Origin of the sequence: Sulfitobacter sp. UBA1132, assembly GCF_002311545.1 — a bacterium.
In the GTDB taxonomy this organism is placed as follows: domain Bacteria; phylum Pseudomonadota; class Alphaproteobacteria; order Rhodobacterales; family Rhodobacteraceae; genus Sulfitobacter; species Sulfitobacter pontiacus.
In genome coordinates, this window is record NZ_DCAN01000017.1 from 887 (window position 1) to 24,478 (window position 23,592).

Genomic DNA, 23,592 nt, shown 5'->3' on the forward strand with positions numbered 1-23,592 from the left:
GTTGAGCGTGGTCAGGTTCTGTGTAAGCCAGGTTCGGTTAAGCCGCACACCAAGTTCACAGCCGAAGCCTATATCCTCACCAAAGAAGAGGGTGGCCGTCACACGCCGTTCTTCGCGAACTACCGTCCACAGTTCTACTTCCGGACCACAGACGTCACCGGTACCGTTCAGCTGCCAGAAGGCACTGAAATGGTTATGCCTGGCGACAACCTGCAGTTCGACGTGGAGCTGATCGCCCCCATCGCGATGGAAGACGGTCTGCGCTTCGCGATCCGCGAAGGCGGTCGTACCGTTGGCGCGGGCGTGGTTTCCAAAATCACCGAGTAAGCCAACCCGCGGGTCACCCCCGCGCACCGGCAACAAGACGAAGGCCGCTCCCAATCGGGGCGGCCTTTTTCGTGGCTTGAGGGCGTGCGGTGCTAACTGTGACACTACCGCTTTGACCGCGGATTGCGGTCGTACTGGGCGGATTTGAGTGAAACCTCGGATTCCCCCCTTGCCACATGGCGCGACTCGACCTATAGAGCGCAAGTCTCAGCGGGGTGCGTTTTTACGCGCCCCGTTTGATTTACGACAAAACGCAATGAAGGGCCGTGATGAGGCGTCTCTTCCTCTTCGTTTCTACTCCCAATGAGGGATGATGACATATGGCACAAAGCCAAAATATCCGCATCCGTTTGAAGGCGTTCGATTACCGCGTGCTGGATGCGTCCACACAGGAAATCGTTAACACCGCCAAGCGTACCGGTGCATCTGTTCGCGGCCCAATCCCGCTGCCGAACAAGATCGAAAAATTCACAGTTCTGCGTGGCCCACACGTTGACAAGAAATCCCGTGACCAGTTCGAAATCCGCACGCACAAGCGTCTGCTGGATATCGTTGATCCGACCCCCCAGACCGTGGACGCGCTGATGAAGCTCGACCTGGCCGCTGGTGTGGACGTCGAGATCAAGCTGCAGTCATAAGCGTAGGAGGGTAATAATATGTTGCGCTCAGGCGTTATTGCAAAAAAGATGGGCATGACCCGTTTGTTCATGGAAGACGGCAAGCAGATCCCTGTGACCGTTCTTCAGCTCGACAAACTGCAGGTTGTTGCTCAGCGTACCCCCGAGAAGGACGGCTACACAGCTGTTCAGCTTGGTGCAGGTACAGCCAAGGCCAAGCGGACGTCGCAGGCCATGCGTGGTCACTTTGCTGCGGCAAAGGTTGAACCTAAGCGTAAGGTTGCGGAGTTCCGTGTGGACCCCGAAGCCATGTTGAACGTTGGCGAAGAAATCATCGCCGATCACTATTTTGCTGGTCAGTATGTTGACGTTGCAGGCACCTCCATCGGTAAAGGTTTTGCCGGTGCGATGAAACGCCACAACTTTGGCGGTCTGCGTGCGACACACGGTGTTTCGATCTCTCACCGTTCGCATGGTTCGACAGGTCAGTGTCAGGATCCAGGCAAGGTTTTCAAAGGCAAGAAAATGGCCGGTCACATGGGTGCTGCCCGTGTTACCACGCAGAACCTCGAAGTTGTCAAAACTGACAGCGCACGCGGTCTGATCATGGTCAAAGGCGCCGTACCAGGCTCCAAAGGTGGTTGGGTGACTGTTAAGGACGCGGTGAAAAAGCCGTTCCCAGCAGATGCGATCCTGCCTGCCGCTTTGAAATCCGCCGCTGACGAAGCCGCGAAAGCCGCTGAAGAAGCCGCCGCAGCAGCCGCTGCAGAGGCCGAAGCAGAAGCAGCACGCTTGGCAGAAGAGCAAGCAGCGACCGAAGCTGCCGCACTTGCCGAAGCCGAAGCATCCATTGAGTCGGACAAGAAGGAAGGTGACGAATGAAACTTGATGTCATCAAACTCGACGGCGGCGCAGCCGGTTCGGTAGACTTGGACGAGGCCCTGTTCGGTCTTGAGCCACGCGCCGACATTCTGCACCGTGTTGTCCGCTGGCAGCGTAACAACGCGCAGCAGGGTACGCACAAGGTCAAGACACGGTCCGAGGTCAGCTATTCGACCAAGAAGATCTATCGTCAGAAAGGCACCGGCGGCGCACGCCACGGCGCACGTTCTGCACCGATCTTCCGTTCGGGTGGTATCTACAAGGGTCCAACCCCTCGTAGCCATGGCCACGACCTGACCAAGAAGTTCCGCAAACTGGGTCTGCGCCACGCTTTGTCTTCCAAGGCAAAAACCGGCAACCTGGTCATCATCGACGATGTAACATCCGATGGGAAAACAGCTGCTTTGGCCAAACAGGTTAAGAACCTGGGCTGGAAACGCGCGTTGATCATCGACGGTGCCTCGGTAAATGAGAACTTCTTGCAAGCCGCGCGCAACATCGAAGGTCTGGATATCCTGCCGACGATGGGTGCAAACGTCTATGACATCCTCAAGCGTGACACTCTCGTGATCACCAAAGCGGGGATCGAAGCACTGGAGGCCCGTTTGAAATGAGCGCCAAGCACGAACATTACGATGTGATCCGCAAGCCGATCATCACTGAAAAAGCGACAATGGCTTCCGAGCACAATGCAGTCGTTTTCGAAGTTGCGATCGACAGCAACAAGCCAATGATCAAAGAAGCTGTTGAAGCTCTCTTTGGTGTCAAGGTGAAGGCCGTGAACACGACCATCACCAAAGGCAAGGCAAAGCGTTTCCGTGGCCAGATGGGTCGCCGGAAAGACGTGAAAAAGGCTTACGTTACGCTCGAAGAAGGTAACTCCATCGACGTATCCACCGGTCTGTAAGTCAGCCGGGACGTAAAAGTTAAAGGGCCCCTCGCTGCAAGGCGGGGGGCCTTTTCCGTTTTGAGGGCGGTGATGCCTGCATGATACCCGCTGCGCATGTCGCGCGGGAACCTGCCGACCTACGGCGCGTTGACCTTGCACATCACGTCAAAGGAATGGCCCCGCTGAATGGTGGCCGGCTTTGCCCGAAGGGATAGTGCCACTATGTCGACCAACTCCGTCCAGTCCACCCGATCAGAGATCCTGTCCCATAATGACCCCGACGATTTCGCCTGGGCCGTGCCGATCATGCGGACGGGGTATGCCGGGCGCGGATTGGTTTACCTTGTCGTGGCCGGGCTGTCGCTTTGGTCCGTTGTATCTGGCGGTCAGGCCGAGGGCACCAAGTCGACGCTGCAGTCATTAAACGGCGCGACGGGGGTTGCAGTGATCTTCGCGATCGCCACGGGCATGTTCGCCTATGCGATCTGGCGCGCGGTTGATAGCTTTTGGGACCTTGAGGCATATGGCAGCGGGGCCAAGGGCATCGTTGCGCGGTGCGGGATGCTGGTCACCGGCCTGATCCACGGTGCCATCGGTGCACTGGCTGTGACGGTGCTGGGGGTGGCGTCGTCTGGCTCTAGCAGCAAGGAGCTGCTGAACCAGTTTCTGCAGACCACAGCGGGCGTGTGGATCGTGGGCGGGATCGGTCTGGCGACGATGGGCACGGGGTTCTACTATTTCTACAAGGCAGCGTCACAGTCGTACCGGGAGCATCTGGAGGCCAACCACTTTACCCTGCATTGGAATCCGCTGTTGCGTATCGGCGTGGCTGCGCAGGGTGTCGTGGTGCTGATCATCGGTGGTTTGATCGCCTACGCCGCGATGAGTGCCAATGCGTCGAGTGCAGGCGGTATCGATGCGGCGTTTGAGTGGTTGCACCAGCAGGCCTACGGGCGCGTGCTGGTTGGGCTGCTCTGTGCCGGATTACTGATGTTTTCGCTGTTCTGCTTTGTGAATGCGGTCTACCGTATTGTACCGAAGGCTGCCGACCCGTCGGTTGAAAGCGTCGCGCGCAAGGTCAAGGCAATGGCGTCCTGAAGGGCACCGCGTAGGTCTACGTCGGGTTTTCGAGACTATTCCCGAACGCTCCCTTGACCCTCGGCTGATCCTCCCCTAAACGACCCCATCGGCAGTGCCCCGGATTCGTCCGGGGCTGTGTCGTTTTGCGCATTGGTGAGTTCTAGTCAAGCGCGAGGTTGGGCAAAGGGGTTCTTTGTCTGGCATTTCAAATTGGGGACCTTCGGGGCCCTACAACCATCTCGGCACCATCACGACGGGGCCGGGGACAAGCAAAACGGAAGACAGAGAACATGGCACTCAAGTCGTACAAACCGACGACGCCAGGCCAGCGTGGGCTGGTACTGATCGACCGTTCGGAGCTTTGGAAAGGCCGCCCGGTCAAATCCCTTACACAGGGTTTGACCAAATCTGGCGGTCGGAACAACACCGGACGGATCACAATGCGTCGCACAGGCGGTGGGGCAAAGCGCCTTTACCGTATCGTCGATTTCAAGCGCAACAAGCTGGACATGTCCGCGGTTGTCGCTCGCATCGAATATGACCCTAACCGGACCGCATTCATCGCACTGATCCAGTACGAAGACGGCGAGCAGGCTTACATCCTGGCCCCACAGCGTATCGCTGTTGGCGACAAGGTGATTTCCTCGGCCAAGGCCGACATCAAGCCTGGGAACGCTATGCCATTTTCGGGCATGCCAATCGGTACAATCGTTCACAACATCGAAATGAAGCCAGGCAAAGGCGGCCAGATCGCACGCGCCGCCGGTACCTACGCACAGTTCGTAGGCCGTGATGGTGGATACGCTCAGATCCGTTTGTCCTCGGGCGAACTGCGTCTGGTGCGTCAGGAATGCATGGCCACCGTTGGTGCCGTGTCCAACCCTGACAACTCCAACCAGAACTACGGTAAAGCGGGCCGCATGCGTCACAAGGGTATCCGCCCTTCGGTACGTGGTGTTGTTATGAACCCGATCGACCACCCTCACGGTGGTGGTGAAGGCCGTACATCGGGTGGTCGTCACCCTGTTACGCCTTGGGGCAAGCCCACAAAGGGTGCAAAAACCCGCAACAAGAACAAAGCGTCCAGCAAGCTTATCCTACGCTCGCGCCACGCCAAGAAGAAGGGGCGTTAATAGATGTCTCGTTCAGTATGGAAAGGTCCTTTTGTTGACTCTTATGTCCTCAAGAAGGCCGAAGCCTCCCGCGAAAGCGGTCGCAGCGAAGTGATCAAAATCTGGTCGCGCCGTTCCACGATCCTGCCACAGTTTGTTGGCCTGACGTTCGGCGTGTACAACGGTCACAAGCATATCCCAGTAAACGTCAGCGAAGAAATGATCGGTCAGAAGTTTGGTGAGTATTCGCCAACTCGCACCTATTATGGTCACGCAGCTGACAAAAAAGCGAAGCGGAAATAAGCCATGAGCAAGGATAAAAATCCCCGCCGCGTGGCTGACAACGAAGCCCGTGCAAAACTGCGCATGCTTCGCACAAGCCCGCAGAAACTGAACCTCGTCGCCGCGATGATCCGTGGCAAGAAGGTAGACAAGGCCCTGACGGACCTGACCTTCTCGAAAAAGCGGATCGCACAGGACGTGAAGAAATGCCTTCAGTCCGCCATCGCGAACGGCGAAAACAACCACAACCTTGACGTGGATGAACTGGTCGTTGCCGAAGCATATGTCGGCAAGAACCTGATCATGAAACGTGGTCGCCCACGTGCGCGTGGCCGTTTCGGCAAGATCATCAAGCCGTTTTCGGAAATCACGATTGTCGTGCGTCAAGTTGAGGAGCAAGCCTGATGGGTAACAAAGTAAATCCGATCGGTATGCGTCTTCAGGTCAACCGCACCTGGGACAGCCGCTGGTACGCCGATACGAAGGACTATGGTGATCTTCTGCTCGAAGACCTCGCCATCCGTGACTTCATCAAGAAAGAATGTGCACAGGCCGGTATCGCCCGTGTGATCATCGAACGCCCACACAAGAAGTGCCGCGTCACGATCCACACAGCGCGTCCCGGTGTGATCATCGGCAAGAAAGGTGCAGACATCGAAGGTCTGCGTCAGAAAATCGCCAAGATCACCAAATCTGACCTGCACCTCAACATCGTTGAAGTGCGCAAGCCAGAGCTGGACGCAGCCCTTGTTGGTGAATCCATCGCACAGCAGCTGGAACGCCGGGTCTCTTTCCGTCGCGCCATGAAGCGTGCGGTACAGAACGCCATGCGTATGGGTGCCCTGGGTATCCGTGTGAACGTTGCTGGTCGTCTGGGTGGTGCAGAAATCGCGCGTACCGAATGGTACCGTGAAGGCCGCGTGCCGCTCCACACTCTGCGTGCCGACATCGATTACGCGCATGTTGAAGCGTCGACCGCTTACGGCATCATCGGGATCAAAACCTGGATCTTCAAAGGCGAGATCATGGAACATGACCCGGCTGCGCGTGACCGCAAGGCACAAGAAATGCAAGACGGCCCAGCACCACGCGGTGCCGGCGGTCGTCGCTAAGGGGGAATGAAAGATGCTACAACCAAAGCGTACTAAATTCCGCAAGCAGCACAAAGGCCGTATCAAAGGTGTGGCAAAGGGCGGGTCTGACCTGAACTTTGGTACCTACGGTCTGAAGGCTCTCGAGCCCGAGCGTGTAACTGCACGTCAGATCGAAGCTGCTCGTCGTGCCATGACGCGTCACATGAAGCGTCAAGGCCGTGTCTGGATCCGTATTTTCCCGGATGTACCTGTCACCGCAAAGCCCATCGAAGTTCGTATGGGTAAAGGTAAAGGTTCCGTGGATCGTTGGGTCTGCAAGGTCAAGCCAGGCCGTGTTATGTTCGAAATCGACGGTGTCGCCGAGGACGTTGCACAAGAAGCTCTGCGTCTTGCCGCGATGAAGCTGCCTATCAAAACCCGCGTCGTTGTACGCGAAGATTGGTAAGACCTTCGCTTCGACATCTGTCGGAGAATGAATAGAAAAGCCCCCGCTGAGACATCAGCGGGGGCTTTTATTTTTATCGGTCGGTGCGGAGTTTAAGTAAACAGCTTGGCGGGGCGGCGCGCCAGTTTTTGCCAGACCATCGCGATGACAATGGTCATGCCCACGTGCCCCACGAAGGATGACTGCGTGTAGGTGCCAAAACCCATCATGAAGCTACGCCCCATCAGCGGTGCCAAAATACCTTGGGCGACAAACCACAAGATGACTCCGGCCAGGGCGCCCGCGCCGAAATAGCCGAGCTGTGTCATCCGCTTGGTCAGATAGACCACCGCTGCAAATCCTAACGCGCCAATCAGGAAGTGGACGGCGAAGGCCGCGCCGTAAGTCAAGTCGAGGCCCAAAAGCTTTTTGCTTAGCCCGATGACCAGGTTCGCGGGTTCTAGCTTGACGCCGAACAGGACGGGAGAGGCGAGCCATGCGTAGGCCTCGAATGTGAGTTCGCCGACCAGACCGGCAAGGGCAAGGGCGGGCAGGGGGATTTGGTTTGGGGTATCCACGTGGGGCTTCCTTATGTGCGCATCGTTTACGGTAACGGGGTCGAGATGGCACCGGGACACATGCAATCCTAGTCATAAGCTGCTGAACCCGCGGTGACGTGATCCAGCCCGCGGTTTTTGAAACATTAATGCATGATGAATAAGCGGCGGCAGGGTCTAGCCAGCGCAAGGCGTGGCGCATAGGCTCGGGCTAACCTGCCTATAGGAGCTGACATGAAACATGTGCCCAAGCCCACCACCGACGAAGACCTGATCAAAGCGTTTCTTGAGAAGGGGGGGACGATCAAAAAGGGCAAGACCAAGCCGATGCCGGATGATCTGGGGCTTAGCAATAATCAGTGGGGCAATAAGCTGACCAAAGAGGAAAAGGCCGCGATCAAAGAGCAAGAGGCGGCGCGCAAGGCAACGCCGCCCAAACGTGGTTAACCCCAGGCGTAGTTGAACGAGACCGAGATGCGATCGTCTTCGGACATGTTCATCGGCACTTCGTGCCGCAGCCAGCTTTCCCAAAGCAGCACGTCACCGACGACGGGTTCTGCATAGACGAACTGGCGCAGCTCCCGCGGGGCGTCTTTCTTGCGACCGGGGGCAGCCATCATCATCGGCAGCCGCGGATCTTCGAGCTTAAGCGCGCTCGTGCCTTCGGGCATCGCCACATAGGTCGTGCCGGAGATCACCGAATGGGGATGGATATGCGCCGTATGGATACCGCCTTCGGGTAGGATGTTAATCCAGAGGTCTTCCAGCTTGAGCTTGCGCCCGTCCAGATCAAACGCCAGTTCCTTTGCAAAGGCTTTGACGTGTTTATCCAGCGCTTTCTTCACCGTCTTGAAGATCGGGAAGCGCCACGGCAGATCGGTGAGCGACGCATAGCTGGTGTAGCCCGGGAAATCATGCTCCTCGCACCATTCCTGCCCGGCCTCGTCATCCTCGGCGATGGACAGGCACGCGGCCTCCAGCTCGGCCGGATCAACGGGTTGACCGTGCTCGGACAGGGCGGCGCGGTAAAGACGGGTGACGAAAAGGGATTCTATCTGTGACATAGGGTCGTTCTATATCAGCCCGTTCTGGGTGGCGATACGGTTTTATAGAAAGCTTGCTTGCCAAACAGGGGTAGGGCCTGTAGAGGAACCTTTCACATGAACTCCACCAGAATCATGGTCACCCATAAGGGGCCTACTGGTGATGTCGAAAGGAAGAGGCGATGAACGCCAAAGAACTGCACGACAAGACGCCGGATCAACTCCGCGATGAGCTTGTTAACCTGAAAAAAGAATCCTTCAACCTGCGTTTCCAGCAAGCCACAGGCCAGCTGGAGAACTCCGCACGTTTGAAGACCGTTAAGCGTGACGTCGCACGTGTCAAAACCGTTCTGAACCAGAAAGCCGCTGCCGCGGCATCTGCTGAATAATAGGAGCCTGAGAGTATGCCCAAACGTATCCTGACAGGCACCGTGACAAGCGATGCCAACGCACAGACAGTAACCGTATCCGTAGAGCGTCGCTTTACGCACCCGGTTCTGAAGAAAACCATCCGTAAGTCCAAAAAATACCGGGCGCACGATGAGAACAACACATTTAAAGTGGGCGACGCTGTTCGCATCATCGAATGTGCACCAAAGTCGAAAACCAAACGTTGGGAAGTGCTGCAAGCCGCTGAGGCTTAAGGTACTGCTCGCTCGGACCTGAGAGCCTTGTTTCCCTTGACTCTGAGGGCGGCAAGGCCCAAAGGCACGGGCGAGATGCCCATTTCGGGCGGACCAATATAATCGAAACCCTGGGGTTAGGGCACGCATCGCCCCCCAGAAGGTCGGGAGAAACCAAATGATCCAGATGCAGACCAACCTGGATGTTGCTGACAACAGCGGCGCGCGCCGTGTTCAGTGCATCAAGGTATTGGGTGGTTCCAAGCGTAAATACGCATCCGTCGGCGACATTATTGTCGTGTCGGTCAAGGAAGCCATCCCTCGCGGTCGTGTGAAAAAGGGTGACGTGCGTAAAGCCGTCGTCGTTCGCACTGCCAAGGAAGTTCGTCGTGAAGATGGCACAGCCATCCGTTTCGATCGTAACGCCGCCGTCATCCTGAACAACTCGAATGAACCTGTAGGTACACGTATCTTCGGCCCAGTTGTTCGCGAACTGCGCGCCAAAAACTTCATGAAGATTATCTCGCTTGCGCCGGAGGTGCTGTAATGGCTGCTAAACTTCGCAAAGGTGACAAAGTCATCGTGCTTGCTGGCAAGGACAAGGGCAAGACGGGTTCCATCTCGTCCGTTGACCCAAAGGCCAACAAAGCAATCGTAGATGGTATCAACATGGCAATCCGCGCCACGCGTCAGTCCCAGACGTCGCAAGGCGGCCGTATTCCCAAAGCGATGCCCATCGATCTGAGCAACCTGGCGCTGGTTGATGCCAACGGCAAAGCAACCCGCGTTGGCTTTAAAATCGAAGGCGACAAGAAAGTGCGCTTTGCAAAAACCACGGGGGACGTGATCGATGCTTGATAACGCAACATACACACCCCGCCTGAAGGGCGAATACGCGGACAAAATCCGCGCTGCTCTGAAGGAAGAGTTCGGTTACAAGAACGAAATGCAGATCCCGCGTCTGGATAAAATCGTTCTGAACATCGGCTGTGGTGCAGAAGCTGTTCGTGACAGCAAGAAAGCCAAATCCGCACAGGAAGACCTGACAACAATCGCCGGCCAAAAAGCGCTGACAACTGTTGCCAAGAAATCCATCGCTGGTTTCCGTGTACGTGAAGACATGCCTTTGGGTGCGAAAGTGACCCTGCGTGGCGAACGTATGTACGAATTCCTGGATCGTCTGATCACGATCGCAATGCCTCGTATCCGCGACTTCCGCGGCATCAACGGCAACAGCTTTGACGGCCGTGGCAACTACGCCATGGGCTTGAAAGAGCACATCGTGTTCCCCGAAATCGACTTTGATAAAGTTGATGAGACTTGGGGAATGGACATCGTGATCGCCACCACGGCGAAAACCGACGCTGAAGCGAAGGCACTGTTGAAAGCGTTCAACATGCCCTTCACATCGTAAGCGCGGGGAGGATTTAGATATGGCTAAGAAATCCATGATCGAGCGCGAAAAGAAGCGCGAAGCACTGGTCAAGAAGTACGCTGCCAAGCGCGCTGCCTTGAAAGAGATCGTAAGCGACGAATCCAAGCCGATGGAAGAGCGCTTCCGCGCCTCCCTGAAGCTGGCAAAACTGCCTCGCAACTCCAGCGCTGTGCGTCTGCACAACCGTTGCCAGCTGACAGGCCGTCCACACGCTTACTACCGTAAACTGAAAATTTCGCGGATCGCGCTGCGGGACCTTGGCTCTTCGGGCCAAATCCCCGGCATGGTCAAGTCGAGCTGGTAAGGAGCGCATCAGATGAACGATCCTATCGCAGATATGCTGACACGCATCCGTAACTCTTCGCTGCGCGGCAAATCCACCGTCATGACACCTGCTTCCAAGCTGCGTGCATGGGTTCTGGACGTGCTTGCAGACGAAGGCTACATCCGTGGCTACGAAGCAAAAACGGGCGCCGATGGCCACCCCGCGATTGAAATCAGCCTCAAGTACTACGAGGGCGAACCTGTTATTCGTGAGCTGAAGCGGGTTTCCAAGCCCGGTCGCCGCGTCTACATGGGCGTCAATGACATTCCCGTTGTCCGTCAGGGCCTTGGTGTGTCGATTGTCTCCACCCCCAAGGGTGTGATGTCGGATCAGAATGCACGCAGCCAGAATGTTGGCGGCGAAGTGCTCTGCACCGTATTCTAAGGAGAGCAAAATGTCTCGTATTGGTAAAAAACCGGTCGACCTGCCAAGCGGTGTTACGGCATCCGTGAGCGGCCAGACCATCGAAGTCAAAGGCCCAAAGGGAACACGTTCGTTCAAGGCAACTGACGACGTTACATTGGCTGTCGAGGACAACGTGGTCACCATCACACCACGCGGCAAATCCAAGCGCGCACGCCAGCAGTGGGGCATGAGCCGCACAATGGTTAGCAACCTGGTTGCCGGCGTCACCGAAGGCTTCAAAAAAGAGCTTGAGATCCAGGGTGTTGGTTATCGTGCTGCCATGAACGGCAACACGCTGAAACTGAACCTGGGCCTGTCCCATGATGTTGACTATGTGGCACCCGAAGGTGTGACAGTCACAGCCCCGAAACAGACCGAGATTGTGGTAGAAGGCATTGACGAACAGCTGGTTGGTCAGGTCGCTGCGAACATCCGCGCATGGCGCAAGCCCGAACCCTACAAGGGCAAAGGCATCCGCTATAAGGGTGAGTTCGTCTTCCGCAAAGAAGGCAAGAAGAAGTAAGGATCGCACAGATGGCAAACAGCAAAAGACAACTGTTTCTGAAACGCCGCCTGCGCGTTCGGAACAAACTTCGCCGGGTCAACGCAGGGCGTCTTCGCCTCTCCGTTCACCGCTCGAACAAAAACATCAGCGCCCAGCTGATCGACGACGTAAACGGGGTCACATTGGCTTCCGCGTCTTCGATGGAAAAAGACTTGGGCGTTGTTGGCAAGAACAACATCGAAGCAGCGACCAAGGTTGGTTCGGCAATCGCCGAGCGTGCCAAGAAGGCCGGTGTTAGCGAAGCATATTTTGACCGTGGCGGTTTCCTGTTCCACGGCAAGATCAAAGCTTTGGCCGATGCAGCCCGTGAAGGCGGTCTGAAAATCTAAGCGAACGTAGGCGGCGCGGGTCTCGCGCCGCCTCGATGATCCGGGGGCTTTTCCCACTTGGATTGACTCTATGACGCGCGCAAGCGCAGCACCAAAAGGATGATGCCGCATGGCAAGAGATGACAACCGGGGTGGCAACCGCCGCAACCAGCGCGACGAGACACCCGAATTCGCCGACCGCCTAGTGGCGATCAACCGCGTTTCCAAAACCGTTAAGGGTGGTAAGCGCTTTGGCTTCGCTGCACTTGTCGTTGTTGGCGACCAAAAGGGCCGCGTAGGTTTCGGCAAAGGTAAAGCGAAAGAGGTTCCAGAAGCCATTCGCAAAGCCACCGAGCAAGCTAAGCGCCAAATGGTCCGCGTTCAGCTGCGCGAAGGCCGCACTTTGCACCACGACATGGAAGGCCGTCACGGCGCCGGTCGCGTTGTAATGCGCACAGCACCAGAAGGTACCGGGATCATCGCCGGTGGTCCAATGCGTGCCGTATTCGAAATGCTGGGTGTAAAGGACGTTGTATCGAAGTCCATCGGGACCCAGAACCCTTACAACATGATCCGCGCCACCATGGACGGCCTGAAAAAAGAATCTTCGCCACGTGCTGTTGCTCAGCGTCGCGGCAAGAAAGTTGCAGACATTCTGCCCAAGCGTGAGGACAATGTTGAATCGTCCGCACAAGTCGCTGAGGAGGCATAAGCATGGCTAAGACGATCGTAATCAAGCAGGTTGGCTCGCCAATCCGCCGCCCCGCCGACCAGCGCGCTACGTTGATTGGTCTGGGTCTGAACAAAATGCACCGTGTGCGTGAACTGGAAGACACGCCTTCCGTTCGCGGGATGATCCGCAAGATCTCTCACATGGTTGAGATCATCGAAGAAAAAGGCTGAACGCTTTCCTAGAAAGCTAGAGACTTTATAGTGGTCTTGCTGCTCGGTATCGACGCCCCGTGGGAAACTACGGGGCGTTTTCATTTGTCTCGGGCACCTGGGAGTTGGGGCAGGGCTTGAAACCTTTAGGCCTCCCGTCTATACGCCCCAAGTGGCCACCAGTCCGCCACAAGAATCATGCAACGCCGCGTTTGGCCGCTCCCGTCGCTGGGGGCCACATCCGGCAAAAGGAGAAGCGACATGAAACTTCATGAACTGTCTGACAACGAAGGCGCCACCAAGAAACGCAAGCGCGTAGGCCGTGGTCCTGGTTCCGGCACCGGTAAAATGGGTGGCCGTGGTATCAAAGGTCAGAAATCCCGTTCGGGTGTATCGATCAACGGTTACGAAGGCGGTCAGATGCCCTTGTACCAACGTCTTCCAAAGCGCGGCTTTACCAAGCCAAACCGGAAGTCCTATGCCGTTGTGAACCTGGGCCTAATCCAGAAATTCATCGACGCCAAAAAGATCGACGCCTCCGCTGCGATCACCGAGGACGCCCTGATTTCCTCCGGTCTGGTTCGTCGCAAGTTGGACGGTATCCGCGTTCTGGCCAAGGGCGATTTCAACGCCAAGGTTGAACTGCAGGTATCCGGTGCATCCAAATCCGCGGTTGAAGCCGTAGAAAAAGCGGGCGGCAAACTGACCGTCACAGCACCTGCCGCGGCAAACGCAGACGCGTAACCCGACCTTTTGCCTTGTGAGCGGGACGCGTCCCGCTTACATAGTCAATCGAGTTTTCCCAAATGCCGCCCGCCGGAAAACGGCTTGGGCGGCGTTTTTGCAAAGAAAGAGCCCTATATCATGGTATCAGCCGTCGAAAGCATGGCCGCCAACACCAGTTGGTCCGCGTTGGGCAAGGCGACAGACCTGCGCAACCGGATTCTATTCACTCTGGGGTTGTTGATCGTTTATCGCCTTGGCACGTTCATTCCGGTTCCCGGGATCGACGGCACCGCCCTGCGCCAGTTTATGGAAAGCGCGGGTCAAGGCATCGGCGGCATGGTTTCCATGTTCACCGGCGGCGCACTTGGCCGTATGGGGATCTTTGCCTTGGGTATCATGCCCTACATCTCTGCATCGATCATCGTTCAGCTGATGACCTCGATGGTGCCCGCGCTTGAGCAGCTCAAGAAAGAGGGCGAGCAGGGGCGCAAGAAGATCAACCAATACACCCGCTTCGGTACGGTGGCTCTGGCGACTCTTCAGGCCTATGGCTTGGCTGTCTCCCTTGAGGCTGGTGATATCGCCGCTGATCCGGGCATGTATTTCCGCATCGCTTGTATGATCACGCTGGTCGGTGGCACGATGTTCCTGATGTGGCTGGGTGAGCAGATCACTGCACGCGGCATCGGTAACGGTATCTCGCTGATCATCTTTGTTGGCATCATCGCCGAGGTTCCCGCCGCGATCGCGCAGTTCTTCTCTTCGGGTCGTTCTGGTGCGATCAGCCCTGCGATTATCGTTGGCGTGCTGGTTATGGTTATCGCGACGATCATGTTCGTCGTGTTCATGGAGCGCGCCTTGCGCAAGATCCACATCCAGTACCCGCGCCGTCAGGTTGGGCAAAAGATGTACGATGGCGGTTCTTCGCACCTGCCGGTCAAGGTGAACCCCGCCGGCGTTATCCCTGCGATCTTTGCCAGCTCTTTGTTGCTGCTGCCGGTCACGATCAGCACGTTCTCGGGCAATTCTACCGGTCCGGTGATGTCGGTTCTGCTGGCCAACTTCGGCCCCGGCCAGCCGCTGTACCTGCTGTTCTTTGTCGCGATGATCGTCTTCTTTGCGTATTTCTACACGTTCAACGTCAGCTTCAAACCTGACGAGGTTGCGGACAACCTGAAGAACCAGAACGGTTTCGTCCCCGGCATCCGTCCCGGTAAGAAAACCGCCGAGTATCTGGAATATGTCGTGAACCGCATTCTTGTGCTCGGGTCGCTTTACCTCGCAGCGGTTTGTATTCTGCCCGAAATCCTGCGCGGCCAGTTTGCGATCCCGTTCTACTTTGGCGGTACGTCGGTGCTGATTGTTGTGTCCGTGACCATGGACACGATCCAGCAGGTACAAAGCCATCTGCTTGCACATCAGTATGAAGGTCTGCTTGAACGTTCCCAGTTGCGCGGTAAGTCTGGCAAACCACGGAAAAAACGGAGCCCGGTACGTCGATGAACATTATTCTCTTAGGACCACCCGGAGCGGGTAAAGGTACACAAGCGCGTCATCTGGTTGAGACACGCAATATGGTACAGCTTTCCACTGGTGACATGCTGCGTGAAGCCAAAGACAGCGGGACAGAGATGGGCAACATGGTTGCCGATGTCATGGCGCGCGGTGATCTGGTGACCGACGAGATCGTGATCGGCCTGATCCGGGAAAAGCTGGAAGACACCACTGACCACGGCGGTTTCATCTTTGACGGTTTCCCACGCACGCTGGCGCAGGCCACTGCGCTTGGTGAACTGCTGGAAGCGACAGGCAAGCCATTGGATCACGTGATTCAGCTGGGCGTGGATGACGAGGCGCTGGTTGCGCGTATCTCTGGTCGGTCGACCTGCGGCAACTGTGGCGAAGTCTATCACGACGTGACAAAGCCCCAGCCAGCCGACGGAAAATGCGAGAAATGCGGCGCGTCTGACTTCAAACGCCGCGCAGACGATAACGAGGAAAGCCTCCGCAATCGTTTGATGGAATACTACAAGAAGACCTCACCGCTGTTGGGCTATTACTACGCCCACAACATGCTCACGCGCGTTGACGGTTTGGCAGACATTAAAGAGGTGCAGGACAGCATCGCCAAGGTTCTGGACGCTTAATCCAACCTTACGACCGATAGGCAACGGCGCGCTTTTCGAAGCGCGCCGTTTTGCTATTGTATGGGGCAGGGTGGGGCGCTTTCGGTTTGAAAGGGATATCCATACGGCGTACCGCCGCTATGGGTTGACGCGCCGGTCAATTCCTCATAACCAGCCGTATCTCGTAAGAGAATCGAATTGCAACGGGCCCCGATCACGCCCTGCGCATGAACACCTGATCAGCTGGAGCCCGACGGCACATTCGCCTCGGGCTTCACGTTGTGAAAAAAGGGTCTGGCATGACGGACCCGCAACGAAAAGGAAGCACACACGTGGCACGTATTGCCGGCGTAAACATCCCGACTGCAAAGCGGGTTCCAATCGCCCTCACATATATCACCGGTATCGGTAACTCCTCCGCAGCTGCAATCTGCGAAGCTGTTGGCATCGATTCCACACGTCGTATCAACGAACTTTCGGATGCTGAAATTCTGAAAATCCGTGAGTATATCGACGAAAACTACACCGTCGAAGGTGACCTGCGTCGCGACACGCAGATGAACATCAAGCGTCTGATGGACCTTGGTTGCTACCGTGGCCTGCGCCACCGTCGTAACCTGCCGGTTCGTGGTCAGCGTACCCACACCAACGCTCGTACGCGCAAAGGCCCTGCAAAGGCCATTGCCGGTAAGAAGAAGTAAGGGAGGGTCTGATCAATGGCACGCGAAAAGACAAAGACGAAGCGTAAGGTTTCCAAGAACATCGCCGCAGGTGTGGCGCATGTTAACTCCAGCTTCAACAACACAAAGATCCTGATCTCTGACGTTCAGGGTAACGCAATTTCCTGGTCCTCCGCAGGTACCATGGGCTTTAAAGGGTCGCGTAAATCGACACCTTACGCGGCTCAGATGGCTGCTGAAGATGCAGGTAAAAAAGCCCAGGACCACGGCGTGAAAACGCTGGAAGTCGAAGTGCAAGGCCCCGGCTCCGGCCGTGAAAGCGCCCTGCGCGCGCTGGCAGCTGCCGGGTTCAACATCACATCGATCCGTGACGTGACCCCAATGGCGCACAACGGCTGCCGCCCTCCGAAACGCCGCCGCGTCTAAGAGTATAAGTTACAAAAGGGGCCGCGCCATTGCGCACGGCCTCTTACTGCTTTGTTGAAACCTCGGGAGTTCTTCGCCATTTGGACATGGGGCGCAGAACAGGAATGGAGGGACGTATGATCCACAAAAATTGGGCTGAATTGATCAAGCCACAGCAGTTGGACGTCAAGCCGGGCAATGACCCTGCACGTCAGGCTACTGTCATCGCAGAGCCGCTCGAGCGTGGCTTTGGTTTGACAATGGGCAACGCGCTGCGCCGCGTTCTGATGTCGTCGCTGCAAGGTGCCGCCATCACATCTGTACAAATTGATAATGTTTTGCACGAATTTTCGAGCGTTGCGGGTGTTCGCGAAGATGTCACCGACATCGTTCTGAACCTCAAAGGCGTTTCCCTGCGCATGGAAGTCGAAGGGCCCAAGCGCCTGTCGATTTCTGCCAAGGGGCCGGGTGTTGTCACAGCTGGTGACATCTCCGAAAGCGCTGGTATCGAAATTCTGAACCGCGATCACGTGATCTGCCACCTGGATGACAACGCTGACGTTTACATGGAACTGACGGTTAACACCGGCAAGGGCTATGTGGCGGCAGACAAGAACAAGCCAGAAGATGCGCCTATCGGTCTTATCCCGATCGACGCGATCTATTCGCCGGTCAAGAAAGTGTCCTATGACGTGCAGCCGACCCGCGAAGGTCAGGTGCTGGATTATGACAAGCTGACGATGAAAGTCGAAACAGACGGCTCCATCTCTCCTGATGATGCCGTGGCCTTTGCTGCGCGTATTCTGCAGGATCAGCTGGGCATCTTCGTCAACTTCGACGAACCCGAATCCGCATCGCGTCAGGACGACGACGACGGTCTGGAATTCAACCCGCTGCTGCTGAAGAAAGTGGACGAGCTGGAACTGTCCGTCCGTTCGGCAAACTGCCTGAAGAACGACAACATCGTCTACATCGGCGATCTGATCCAGAAGACCGAAGCCGAAATGCTGCGCACGCCGAACTTTGGCCGCAAGTCCTTGAACGAGATCAAGGAAGTGCTGTCGGGCATGGGCCTGCACCTTGGTATGGACGTCGAGGACTGGCCACCAGACAACATCGAAGACCTCGCGAAAAAGTTCGAGGATTCGTTCTAAGAGATTTGTCGGGTGGGGCTCCCCCGCCCGACAATACGACCGGGCATCGGCCCCAAGGAGAGTTGGCGCTACGCACGCCAACCAGACAAAGCAAAACCGCCCGTAGAGGGCATTAAATTGGAGACTAGAAAATGCGTCACGCACGTGGTTACCGCCGCCTGAACCGTACACATGAGCACCGCAAGGCGTTGTTCTCGAACATGGCAGGCTCGCTCATCGAACATGAGCAAATCAAAACAACATTGCCAAAAGCCAAAGAATTGAAGCCAATCATCGAAAAGATGATCACATTGGCAAAGCGCGGCGACCTGCACGCGCGTCGTCAGGCTGCAAGCAAGCTTAAGCAAGACCAGTATGTCGCGAAACTGTTCGACATCCTGGGCCCACGCTACAAAGACCGTCAGGGTGGCTATGTCCGCGTTCTGAAAGCGGGCTTCCGTTATGGCGACATGGCACCTATGGCCATCATCGAATTCGTAGATCGCGACCGCGACGCGAAGGGTGCCAACGACAAGGCGCGCGTCGCGGCCTATGAGGTTGCCGAAGACTAAAGCGACCTGCTTTTGTTAAGAATTCTGAAAGCCCCTGCCAACGCAGGGGCTTTTTGCTTTTATGCCTTCGGCGAGGATTTAAATCCATTTGGAACTCGGGTGTTGCGCAAGGGCCTATGGCTGCGCATATCTGGGGGCATGAGAATACTTCTGATCCTGCTGACCGTTCTGTCTTTCCCTGCCGCCGCGCAAACTGTGCCAAGCTCTGCCGCGCAGATCCAGTTGAGCTTTGCCCCGCTGGTCCGCGAGGCCGCGCCCGCCGTGGTGAACATCTACGCCCGCACCATCGTCGAGCAAAGCCGCACGCCGCTGCAGGCTGATCCCTTCTTTGAACGTTTCTTCCGGCGGCCAGACGCCGGCCGCCCACGGGTTCAGAACTCGCTCGGGTCCGGCGTGATTCTGTCGGAGGACGGGATCGTCGTGTCGAATTATCATGTGGTCGGGATGTCGACGGACATTCGGATCGTCCTGTCGGACCGTCGCGAATTTTCCGCCCGTGTACTGCTGAGCGATGCAGAGAGCGATCTGGCTATCCTGAAAATCGATGACGTAGACGGCCTTACCCCTTTGTCGTTGCGCGATAGCGATACCGTCGAGGTCGGAGAGTTGACGCTGGCCATCGGCAACCCCTTTGGGGTCGGGCAAACGGTGAGTAGCGGGATCGTGTCAGGGCTTGCGCGGTCTGGCGGGATGAACGGTGGCGGGCAGGGATACTTCATCCAGACGGATGCACCGATCAACCCGGGCAACTCTGGTGGTGCGTTGATCGATGTTGAGGGGCGGTTGATCGGGATCAACACCTCGATCTTAACACGCTCTGGCGGGTCAAACGGGATTGGCTTTGCGATACCTGCCAATTTGATCGCGGCGTTCATGGCGCAGGCGCGCGACGGGGCCGTTGAATTTACCCGACCTTGGGCGGGGATGAGCGGGCAGCCGGTGGATGCGGATATGGCGGGCCCGCTGGGGCTGGACCGGCCTGGTGGCATCATCGTGTCGGGGATGCACCCTGCCAGCCCGTTTCTGAAGGCCGGTGTTGCAGTCGGCGATGTGATCACGGCGGTCGATGGGCAAGAGGTACATACACCCGCCGAGATGATCTACCGCATGAGCGTGGCCGGGATGGGCGCACAAGCGCGGATCACGCGGCTGCGCGATGGCGCGGTGGAAGAGGTTGAGGTCGCCTTGATCGCCGCACCGGAAGAGCCATCGCGTGCCGCGCTCACGCTGGATGAAAGCAGCTTGCTACCAGGGTTGGCGTTGGCGCGGATCAATCCTGCTGTGATGGCTGAATTGAACCTCCCGCTTGAGGTAGCGGGTGTGGCGGTGATGGATACCGGGCCCTATGGTGGGCGCGTGGGGTTGCGGCAGGGGGATGTGATCCTGGCCGTGAACGGAGCCGAGGTGCAAACACCGTCGGATGTTAGCGACCAGATGGCGGGCAGCCGTCAGGTGTCGATGGTGGTGCAGCGTGGCGTGCAGCGTCTGTCGCTGCAATTCCGGGTCTAGCGCGATGGCGGACTTATTTGGATCGGACGCACCGGCTGTGGAAAGCGGGCACCGCCCGTTGGCGGACCGGCTGCGCCCGCGAAGCTTGGGCGAGGTCATCGGCCAGTCACAGGTGCTGGGGCCGGACGCGCCGCTGACGGTCATGCTGCAGTCTGGGTCGTTGGGGTCGCTGATTTTCTGGGGCCCGCCCGGCGTCGGCAAAACGACGATCGCGCGACTGCTGGCAGATGAGACGGACCTGCATTTCGTGCAGATCAGCGCGATTTTCAGCGGTGTGCCTGAGCTGCGCAAGGTCTTTGATGCGGCGAAAATCCGACGACAGAACGGGCAGGGGACACTGCTGTTCGTGGACGAGATCCACCGCTTTAACAAGGCGCAGCAGGACGGCTTCCTGCCTCATATGGAGGATGGAACGATCCTGCTGGTCGGGGCCACGACCGAGAATCCATCGTTCGAGCTGAACGCCGCTGTGCTGAGCCGGTCGCAGGTTCTGGTGTTGGAGCGCTTGCCGCTGTCTGATCTGGAACGGCTGGCCCAAAGGGCCGAAAAGGAACTGGGTCGTGGCTTGCCATTGGACGGGCCTGCGCGTGAAAGCCTGCTTGAGATGGCCGATGGCGACGGGCGTGCGTTGCTCAACCTGATAGAGCAAGTCGCTGCTTGGAAGGTCGAGGGCAAGCTGGACGGTAAGGCGCTGTCGGCACGTTTGATGCGGCGCGCGGCGCAATACGACAAAGGGGGGGACGCGCATTATAACCTCATCTCAGCGCTGCATAAATCCGTGCGCGGCTCTGACCCTGACGCGGCGCTGTACTGGCTGGCGCGGATGCTGGAGGGGGGCGAAGACCCACGGTATCTGATGCGCCGGATCACGCGCATGGCGGTCGAGGATATCGGGCTTGCCGATCCGCAAGCTCAGTCTGTTTGCCTGCAATCGTGGGAGACCTACGAGCGGCTCGGTTCGCCCGAAGGGGAACTGGCGATTGCGCAGGCGTTGACCTATCTCGCGCTGGCCCCGAAGTCGAACGCGGCCTACGTGGCCTATAAGGCTGCGCGGCGTGCGGCCAAGCAAACCGGGTCCTCCCCGCCGCCCAAGCACATCATGAACGCGCCCACCAAGATGATGAAAGAACAGGGCTACGGCGCGGGGTATGCCTATGACCATGATGCCGAAGACGGGTTTTCCGGCCAGAACTACTTTCCCGACGGGATGGAGCGACCGCAATTCTATCAACCTGTCGAACGAGGCTTTGAACGTGACCTGAAAAAACGCGTCGATTATTTCGAAAAGCTGCGGGCAACGCGGAAAACTTGACATTCGGGGCGTGAACCGTGAGAGACCGCAGATGATTTCAACCCTGTCCCTTGTCGCTATGGGCGGCGCGATCGGTGCCTCCTTGCGGTATCTGTTTGGTGTCGCCGTGACGCGGCTGGTCGGGCTGTCGGATTTTCCGATCGCGGTCCTGACGGTCAACATCATCGGGTCGTTCTTGATGGGCCTCTTTGTGGTGTGTGCCGCACAAAAAGGGCTGACGCAGATCAGCCCGTTTGTGATGACCGGCGTGCTTGGCGGCTTTACAACGTTCTCGTCCTTCTCGCTCGAGACGGTCACGATGATGGAGCGCGGCCAGATCGGGGCGGCAGGGATATATGTGGCACTGTCCGTCGGGCTATCGGTGCTTGGATTAATGCTGGGCCTTTTCGTGGCCAGAGGGGTATTTGCATGAGCCGGGTTCAACATCTGGTCGTAGAAGAAGGCGACGGGGATCAACGGTTGGACCGTTGGTTCAAACGGACCTTTCCGTTGATTGGCCAAGGGCTGATCGAAAAGATGTGCCGGAAAGGTGACATCCGTGTTGATGGGGGGCGGGTCAAAGCCTCTACTCGGCTTGAGGTCGGGCAGACCGTGCGTATCCCGCCGCTGCCTGATGAAAAGGCTCCGCCGCCGCCCAAGCGCACGCGGATATCAGAGGCGGATACCAAGTTTATCCGATCCTGTGTGATCTATCGCGACGATCACATCATCGCGCTGAACAAACCGCCGGGGCTGCCGGTGCAGGGCGGGTCTGGTCAATCGGACCGCCACGTCGACGCGCTTGCCGATGCTTTGATGTTCGAGCTTGATGAAAAGCCGCGCCTTGTGCACCGGTTGGACAAAGACACCTCTGGCGTGCTGATCATGGCGCGGACACGGTCGATTGCCGCCGCGCTGACAGCGTCGTTCCGCCATCGTGAAACCCGCAAGATCTACTGGGCTGCGGTCGCGGGCGTGCCGCATCCGCGCAACGGGACGATCAAATTCGGGCTGGTCAAAGCCTTCGGTCACGGGGCCCGTGGTGAGGGCGAAAAGATGTACTGCGTCCACCCGAAAGACATGGAAACAACCGAAGGCGCCAAACGCGCGACCACCGATTATGCGACCCTCGCACAGGCCGGCAAGCGGACCTGCTGGATGGCGCTGATCCCTGTGACGGGCCGGACGCACCAGCTGCGTGCGCATATGGCTGAAATCGGACATCCCATTGTCGGAGATGGCAAATATGGTGGTTCAGGTCAGGAAAACATGGGCGACGGATGGGGCGCGCAACTGGGGGGCGATATCTCGAAGAAGCTGCACCTGCATGCGCGATCCCTGACGCTGGAGCACCCTGTCACCAAGGCGCGATTGAACCTCACGGCCCCGCTGCCGGACCACATGGCGCGCACCTGGGACACGTTCCAGTGGGCACCCTCCGACGTGCCTGCTGACCCGTTCGAGGAGGATTGGGGGTGAGCGATTGGAAAGCGAAACGTTTCTGGAAAGAGGCGGCCGTTGTCGAGGCGGAGGGTGGCTATACTGTCGAGCTTGACGGGCGCGGGATCAAGACGCCGGCCAAACGTGCGCTGGTGGTGCCAACCCGCGCTATGGCGCAGAAAATCGCCGCCGAGTGGGAGGCACAGGACGGGGTGATCAACCCCGACACCATGCCCGCCACCAAAACCGCCAATGCCGCGATCGACAAGGTTGCGCTGCAACATGCCGAGGTTGCGGATATGTTGGCGGCCTACGGCGACTGCGATCTGCTGTGCTATCGCGCGGATAGCCCGGCTGAGCTGGTCGCGCGGCAGGCCGATCAATGGGACCCCATGCTGGAGTGGGCCCGCGAGGCCTTGGGCGTGAGCTTGCAGACCCGAGTGGGGATCATGCACGAACCCCAGTCACCTGCGGATGTCGCACGCCTGTCGGCGCGCACCCATGCGTTAAGCAACTTTCAACTCGCTGCCTTCCACGACCTTGTGAGCCTGTCTGGCTCACTAATCTTGGGCTTTGCGGCGGCGCTTGACGCAAAGGAAGCGGAATCGATTTGGGAAATTTCCCGTCTGGACGAGGTTTGGCAGGCCGAGCAGTGGGGCAATGATGACGAGGCAGACGCCTTAGCCGCAGTGAAAAAGACTAGTTTCTTACACGCTAAGTTGATGTTTGACCTGAGCGTGCCCGAATAGGTTTCACGGTGACCCCAATACATAGGATTGAGGGCATTTTTTAAGCACACTGACTTGACGTTCCGGCGTAAATTCGCCCAAACTCCCTTCCACTGACGGGGATAACCCCGC

General features: G+C 57.6%; 36 protein-coding genes and 1 pseudogene. 35 read left to right on the forward strand and 2 right to left on the reverse strand.

From position 1 onward, the window contains the following. From tuf to rplP, 11 genes and pseudogenes are all read left to right on the forward strand, one after another. Positions 1 to 327 (forward strand): annotated as a pseudogene (tuf, locus tag B4F27_RS12610) (elongation factor Tu); the annotation flags it as partial. A gap of 320 nt (positions 328 to 647) precedes the next feature. Next, the gene (rpsJ, locus tag B4F27_RS12615) at positions 648 to 965 is read left to right on the forward strand and encodes a 30S ribosomal protein S10 (RefSeq protein WP_005849850.1); all 318 of its coding nucleotides are present in this window, start codon (positions 648 to 650) and stop codon (positions 963 to 965) included. 18 nt (positions 966 to 983) lie between these two features. Next, on the forward strand, positions 984 to 1,826 hold the full coding sequence (gene rplC, locus B4F27_RS12620; RefSeq protein WP_005849843.1) for a 50S ribosomal protein L3: 843 nt from the start codon (positions 984 to 986) through the stop codon (positions 1,824 to 1,826). Further along, positions 1,823 to 2,440 (forward strand): 50S ribosomal protein L4, encoded by a 618-nt coding sequence (rplD, locus tag B4F27_RS12625; RefSeq protein WP_005849841.1) that lies wholly within the window; start codon positions 1,823 to 1,825, stop codon positions 2,438 to 2,440. Before rplC ends, rplD begins: the two co-directional genes overlap by 4 nt. Next, on the forward strand, positions 2,437 to 2,733 hold the full coding sequence (locus B4F27_RS12630) for a 50S ribosomal protein L23 (protein ID WP_005849839.1): 297 nt from the start codon (positions 2,437 to 2,439) through the stop codon (positions 2,731 to 2,733). The genes rplD and B4F27_RS12630 overlap by 4 nt, the downstream gene beginning before the upstream one ends. Before the next feature lie 204 nt (positions 2,734 to 2,937). Beyond that, the gene (locus tag B4F27_RS12635; protein ID WP_286759847.1) at positions 2,938 to 3,813 is read left to right on the forward strand and encodes a DUF1206 domain-containing protein; all 876 of its coding nucleotides are present in this window, start codon (positions 2,938 to 2,940) and stop codon (positions 3,811 to 3,813) included. Positions 3,814 to 4,085: 272 nt separating this feature from the next. Further along, complete coding sequence (gene rplB, locus B4F27_RS12640; RefSeq protein WP_005849835.1) at positions 4,086 to 4,928, forward strand: 50S ribosomal protein L2; 843 nt, start codon at positions 4,086 to 4,088, stop codon at positions 4,926 to 4,928. A 3-nt stretch (positions 4,929 to 4,931) separates the two neighbouring features. Then, complete coding sequence (gene rpsS / locus B4F27_RS12645) at positions 4,932 to 5,210, forward strand: 30S ribosomal protein S19 (RefSeq protein ID WP_005849833.1); 279 nt, start codon at positions 4,932 to 4,934, stop codon at positions 5,208 to 5,210. A gap of 3 nt (positions 5,211 to 5,213) precedes the next feature. Then, positions 5,214 to 5,594 carry a 50S ribosomal protein L22 gene (rplV, locus tag B4F27_RS12650; protein WP_005849831.1) on the forward strand — a complete coding sequence of 127 codons (381 nt, stop codon included), beginning with the start codon at positions 5,214 to 5,216 and terminating at the stop codon, positions 5,592 to 5,594. Continuing rightward, complete coding sequence (gene rpsC, locus B4F27_RS12655) at positions 5,594 to 6,301, forward strand: 30S ribosomal protein S3 (protein WP_005849830.1); 708 nt, start codon at positions 5,594 to 5,596, stop codon at positions 6,299 to 6,301. The genes rplV and rpsC overlap by 1 nt, the downstream gene beginning before the upstream one ends. Before the next feature lie 13 nt (positions 6,302 to 6,314). Next, positions 6,315 to 6,728 (forward strand): 50S ribosomal protein L16, encoded by a 414-nt coding sequence (gene rplP / locus B4F27_RS12660; RefSeq protein ID WP_005849828.1) that lies wholly within the window; start codon positions 6,315 to 6,317, stop codon positions 6,726 to 6,728. Between the two features lie 92 nt (positions 6,729 to 6,820). Here the strand turns inward: rplP and B4F27_RS12665 are convergent, their stop codons facing one another. Continuing rightward, entirely contained in the window at positions 6,821 to 7,285 is a 465-nt protein-coding gene (locus tag B4F27_RS12665) for a hypothetical protein (RefSeq protein ID WP_074634776.1), read from the reverse strand. Positions 7,286 to 7,498: 213 nt separating this feature from the next. Here B4F27_RS12665 and B4F27_RS12670 point away from each other — a divergent pair, with 213 nt between their 5' ends. Continuing rightward, positions 7,499 to 7,711 carry a hypothetical protein gene (locus B4F27_RS12670; RefSeq protein ID WP_005849822.1) on the forward strand — a complete coding sequence of 71 codons (213 nt, stop codon included), beginning with the start codon at positions 7,499 to 7,501 and terminating at the stop codon, positions 7,709 to 7,711. Here B4F27_RS12670 and B4F27_RS12675 read toward each other — a convergent pair. Further along, positions 7,708 to 8,328, reverse strand: coding sequence for a TIGR02466 family protein (locus tag B4F27_RS12675; RefSeq protein WP_009825297.1), 621 nt, complete (start codon positions 8,326 to 8,328; stop codon positions 7,708 to 7,710). The genes B4F27_RS12670 and B4F27_RS12675 overlap by 4 nt on opposite strands. Before the next feature lie 161 nt (positions 8,329 to 8,489). Between B4F27_RS12675 and rpmC the strand changes: the two genes are divergently transcribed. The 23 genes from rpmC to B4F27_RS12790 all read left to right on the forward strand — a co-directional run bounded on the left by rpmC (position 8,490) and on the right by B4F27_RS12790 (position 23,481). Further along, on the forward strand, positions 8,490 to 8,696 hold the full coding sequence (rpmC, locus tag B4F27_RS12680) for a 50S ribosomal protein L29 (protein WP_005849818.1): 207 nt from the start codon (positions 8,490 to 8,492) through the stop codon (positions 8,694 to 8,696). A gap of 15 nt (positions 8,697 to 8,711) precedes the next feature. Further along, positions 8,712 to 8,951 (forward strand): 30S ribosomal protein S17, encoded by a 240-nt coding sequence (gene rpsQ, locus B4F27_RS12685; RefSeq protein ID WP_005849816.1) that lies wholly within the window; start codon positions 8,712 to 8,714, stop codon positions 8,949 to 8,951. A 157-nt stretch (positions 8,952 to 9,108) separates the two neighbouring features. Beyond that, a complete protein-coding gene (rplN, locus tag B4F27_RS12690; protein ID WP_005849814.1) occupies positions 9,109 to 9,477 on the forward strand; it encodes a 50S ribosomal protein L14 in 369 nt (122 codons plus the stop codon). Then, entirely contained in the window at positions 9,477 to 9,788 is a 312-nt protein-coding gene (gene rplX / locus B4F27_RS12695; protein WP_005849812.1) for a 50S ribosomal protein L24, read from the forward strand. The genes rplN and rplX overlap by 1 nt, the downstream gene beginning before the upstream one ends. Then, on the forward strand, positions 9,781 to 10,344 hold the full coding sequence (rplE, locus tag B4F27_RS12700; RefSeq protein WP_005849810.1) for a 50S ribosomal protein L5: 564 nt from the start codon (positions 9,781 to 9,783) through the stop codon (positions 10,342 to 10,344). The genes rplX and rplE overlap by 8 nt, the downstream gene beginning before the upstream one ends. A 19-nt stretch (positions 10,345 to 10,363) precedes the next feature. Continuing rightward, complete coding sequence (gene rpsN, locus B4F27_RS12705) at positions 10,364 to 10,669, forward strand: 30S ribosomal protein S14 (protein ID WP_005849808.1); 306 nt, start codon at positions 10,364 to 10,366, stop codon at positions 10,667 to 10,669. Between the two features lie 12 nt (positions 10,670 to 10,681). Next, positions 10,682 to 11,074 (forward strand): 30S ribosomal protein S8, encoded by a 393-nt coding sequence (rpsH, locus tag B4F27_RS12710; RefSeq protein WP_005849806.1) that lies wholly within the window; start codon positions 10,682 to 10,684, stop codon positions 11,072 to 11,074. 10 nt (positions 11,075 to 11,084) lie between these two features. Beyond that, positions 11,085 to 11,618 carry a 50S ribosomal protein L6 gene (rplF, locus tag B4F27_RS12715; protein ID WP_005849804.1) on the forward strand — a complete coding sequence of 178 codons (534 nt, stop codon included), beginning with the start codon at positions 11,085 to 11,087 and terminating at the stop codon, positions 11,616 to 11,618. A gap of 11 nt (positions 11,619 to 11,629) precedes the next feature. Next, on the forward strand, positions 11,630 to 11,989 hold the full coding sequence (gene rplR, locus B4F27_RS12720) for a 50S ribosomal protein L18 (protein WP_005849801.1): 360 nt from the start codon (positions 11,630 to 11,632) through the stop codon (positions 11,987 to 11,989). Positions 11,990 to 12,098: 109 nt separating this feature from the next. Continuing rightward, complete coding sequence (gene rpsE, locus B4F27_RS12725; protein WP_286759848.1) at positions 12,099 to 12,680, forward strand: 30S ribosomal protein S5; 582 nt, start codon at positions 12,099 to 12,101, stop codon at positions 12,678 to 12,680. A gap of 2 nt (positions 12,681 to 12,682) precedes the next feature. Beyond that, positions 12,683 to 12,871 carry a 50S ribosomal protein L30 gene (gene rpmD, locus B4F27_RS12730; protein WP_005849797.1) on the forward strand — a complete coding sequence of 63 codons (189 nt, stop codon included), beginning with the start codon at positions 12,683 to 12,685 and terminating at the stop codon, positions 12,869 to 12,871. 240 nt (positions 12,872 to 13,111) lie between these two features. After that, positions 13,112 to 13,594 carry a 50S ribosomal protein L15 gene (rplO, locus tag B4F27_RS12735; RefSeq protein ID WP_005849796.1) on the forward strand — a complete coding sequence of 161 codons (483 nt, stop codon included), beginning with the start codon at positions 13,112 to 13,114 and terminating at the stop codon, positions 13,592 to 13,594. Between the two features lie 120 nt (positions 13,595 to 13,714). Then, a complete protein-coding gene (gene secY, locus B4F27_RS12740) occupies positions 13,715 to 15,079 on the forward strand; it encodes a preprotein translocase subunit SecY (RefSeq protein ID WP_037945112.1) in 1,365 nt (454 codons plus the stop codon). After that, positions 15,076 to 15,723, forward strand: a complete 648-nt coding sequence (locus B4F27_RS12745) for an adenylate kinase (protein ID WP_037965940.1) — start codon at positions 15,076 to 15,078, stop codon at positions 15,721 to 15,723. The genes secY and B4F27_RS12745 overlap by 4 nt, the downstream gene beginning before the upstream one ends. Positions 15,724 to 16,034: 311 nt before the next feature. Continuing rightward, positions 16,035 to 16,403, forward strand: coding sequence for a 30S ribosomal protein S13 (gene rpsM, locus B4F27_RS12750; RefSeq protein ID WP_005849790.1), 369 nt, complete (start codon positions 16,035 to 16,037; stop codon positions 16,401 to 16,403). A gap of 15 nt (positions 16,404 to 16,418) precedes the next feature. Further along, entirely contained in the window at positions 16,419 to 16,808 is a 390-nt protein-coding gene (gene rpsK / locus B4F27_RS12755; protein WP_005849789.1) for a 30S ribosomal protein S11, read from the forward strand. Positions 16,809 to 16,924: 116 nt separating this feature from the next. Further along, positions 16,925 to 17,941, forward strand: a complete 1,017-nt coding sequence (locus tag B4F27_RS12760) for a DNA-directed RNA polymerase subunit alpha (RefSeq protein ID WP_005849787.1) — start codon at positions 16,925 to 16,927, stop codon at positions 17,939 to 17,941. Positions 17,942 to 18,072: 131 nt separating this feature from the next. Next, on the forward strand, positions 18,073 to 18,492 hold the full coding sequence (gene rplQ, locus B4F27_RS12765; RefSeq protein ID WP_005849785.1) for a 50S ribosomal protein L17: 420 nt from the start codon (positions 18,073 to 18,075) through the stop codon (positions 18,490 to 18,492). Positions 18,493 to 18,630: 138 nt separating this feature from the next. Next, complete coding sequence (locus tag B4F27_RS12770) at positions 18,631 to 20,001, forward strand: trypsin-like peptidase domain-containing protein (protein ID WP_286759849.1); 1,371 nt, start codon at positions 18,631 to 18,633, stop codon at positions 19,999 to 20,001. Between the two features lie 4 nt (positions 20,002 to 20,005). Next, the gene (locus B4F27_RS12775) at positions 20,006 to 21,313 is read left to right on the forward strand and encodes a replication-associated recombination protein A (RefSeq protein WP_286759850.1); all 1,308 of its coding nucleotides are present in this window, start codon (positions 20,006 to 20,008) and stop codon (positions 21,311 to 21,313) included. Between the two features lie 31 nt (positions 21,314 to 21,344). Beyond that, positions 21,345 to 21,725, forward strand: coding sequence for a fluoride efflux transporter CrcB (gene crcB, locus B4F27_RS12780; RefSeq protein WP_286759851.1), 381 nt, complete (start codon positions 21,345 to 21,347; stop codon positions 21,723 to 21,725). Further along, positions 21,722 to 22,771 (forward strand): RluA family pseudouridine synthase, encoded by a 1,050-nt coding sequence (locus B4F27_RS12785; protein ID WP_005849777.1) that lies wholly within the window; start codon positions 21,722 to 21,724, stop codon positions 22,769 to 22,771. Before crcB ends, B4F27_RS12785 begins: the two co-directional genes overlap by 4 nt. Then, positions 22,768 to 23,481: an ATP12 family chaperone protein gene (locus B4F27_RS12790; protein WP_286759852.1), complete on the forward strand. Its 714-nt coding sequence runs from the start codon at positions 22,768 to 22,770 to the stop codon at positions 23,479 to 23,481. Before B4F27_RS12785 ends, B4F27_RS12790 begins: the two co-directional genes overlap by 4 nt. Positions 23,482 to 23,592 lie beyond the last annotated feature (111 nt).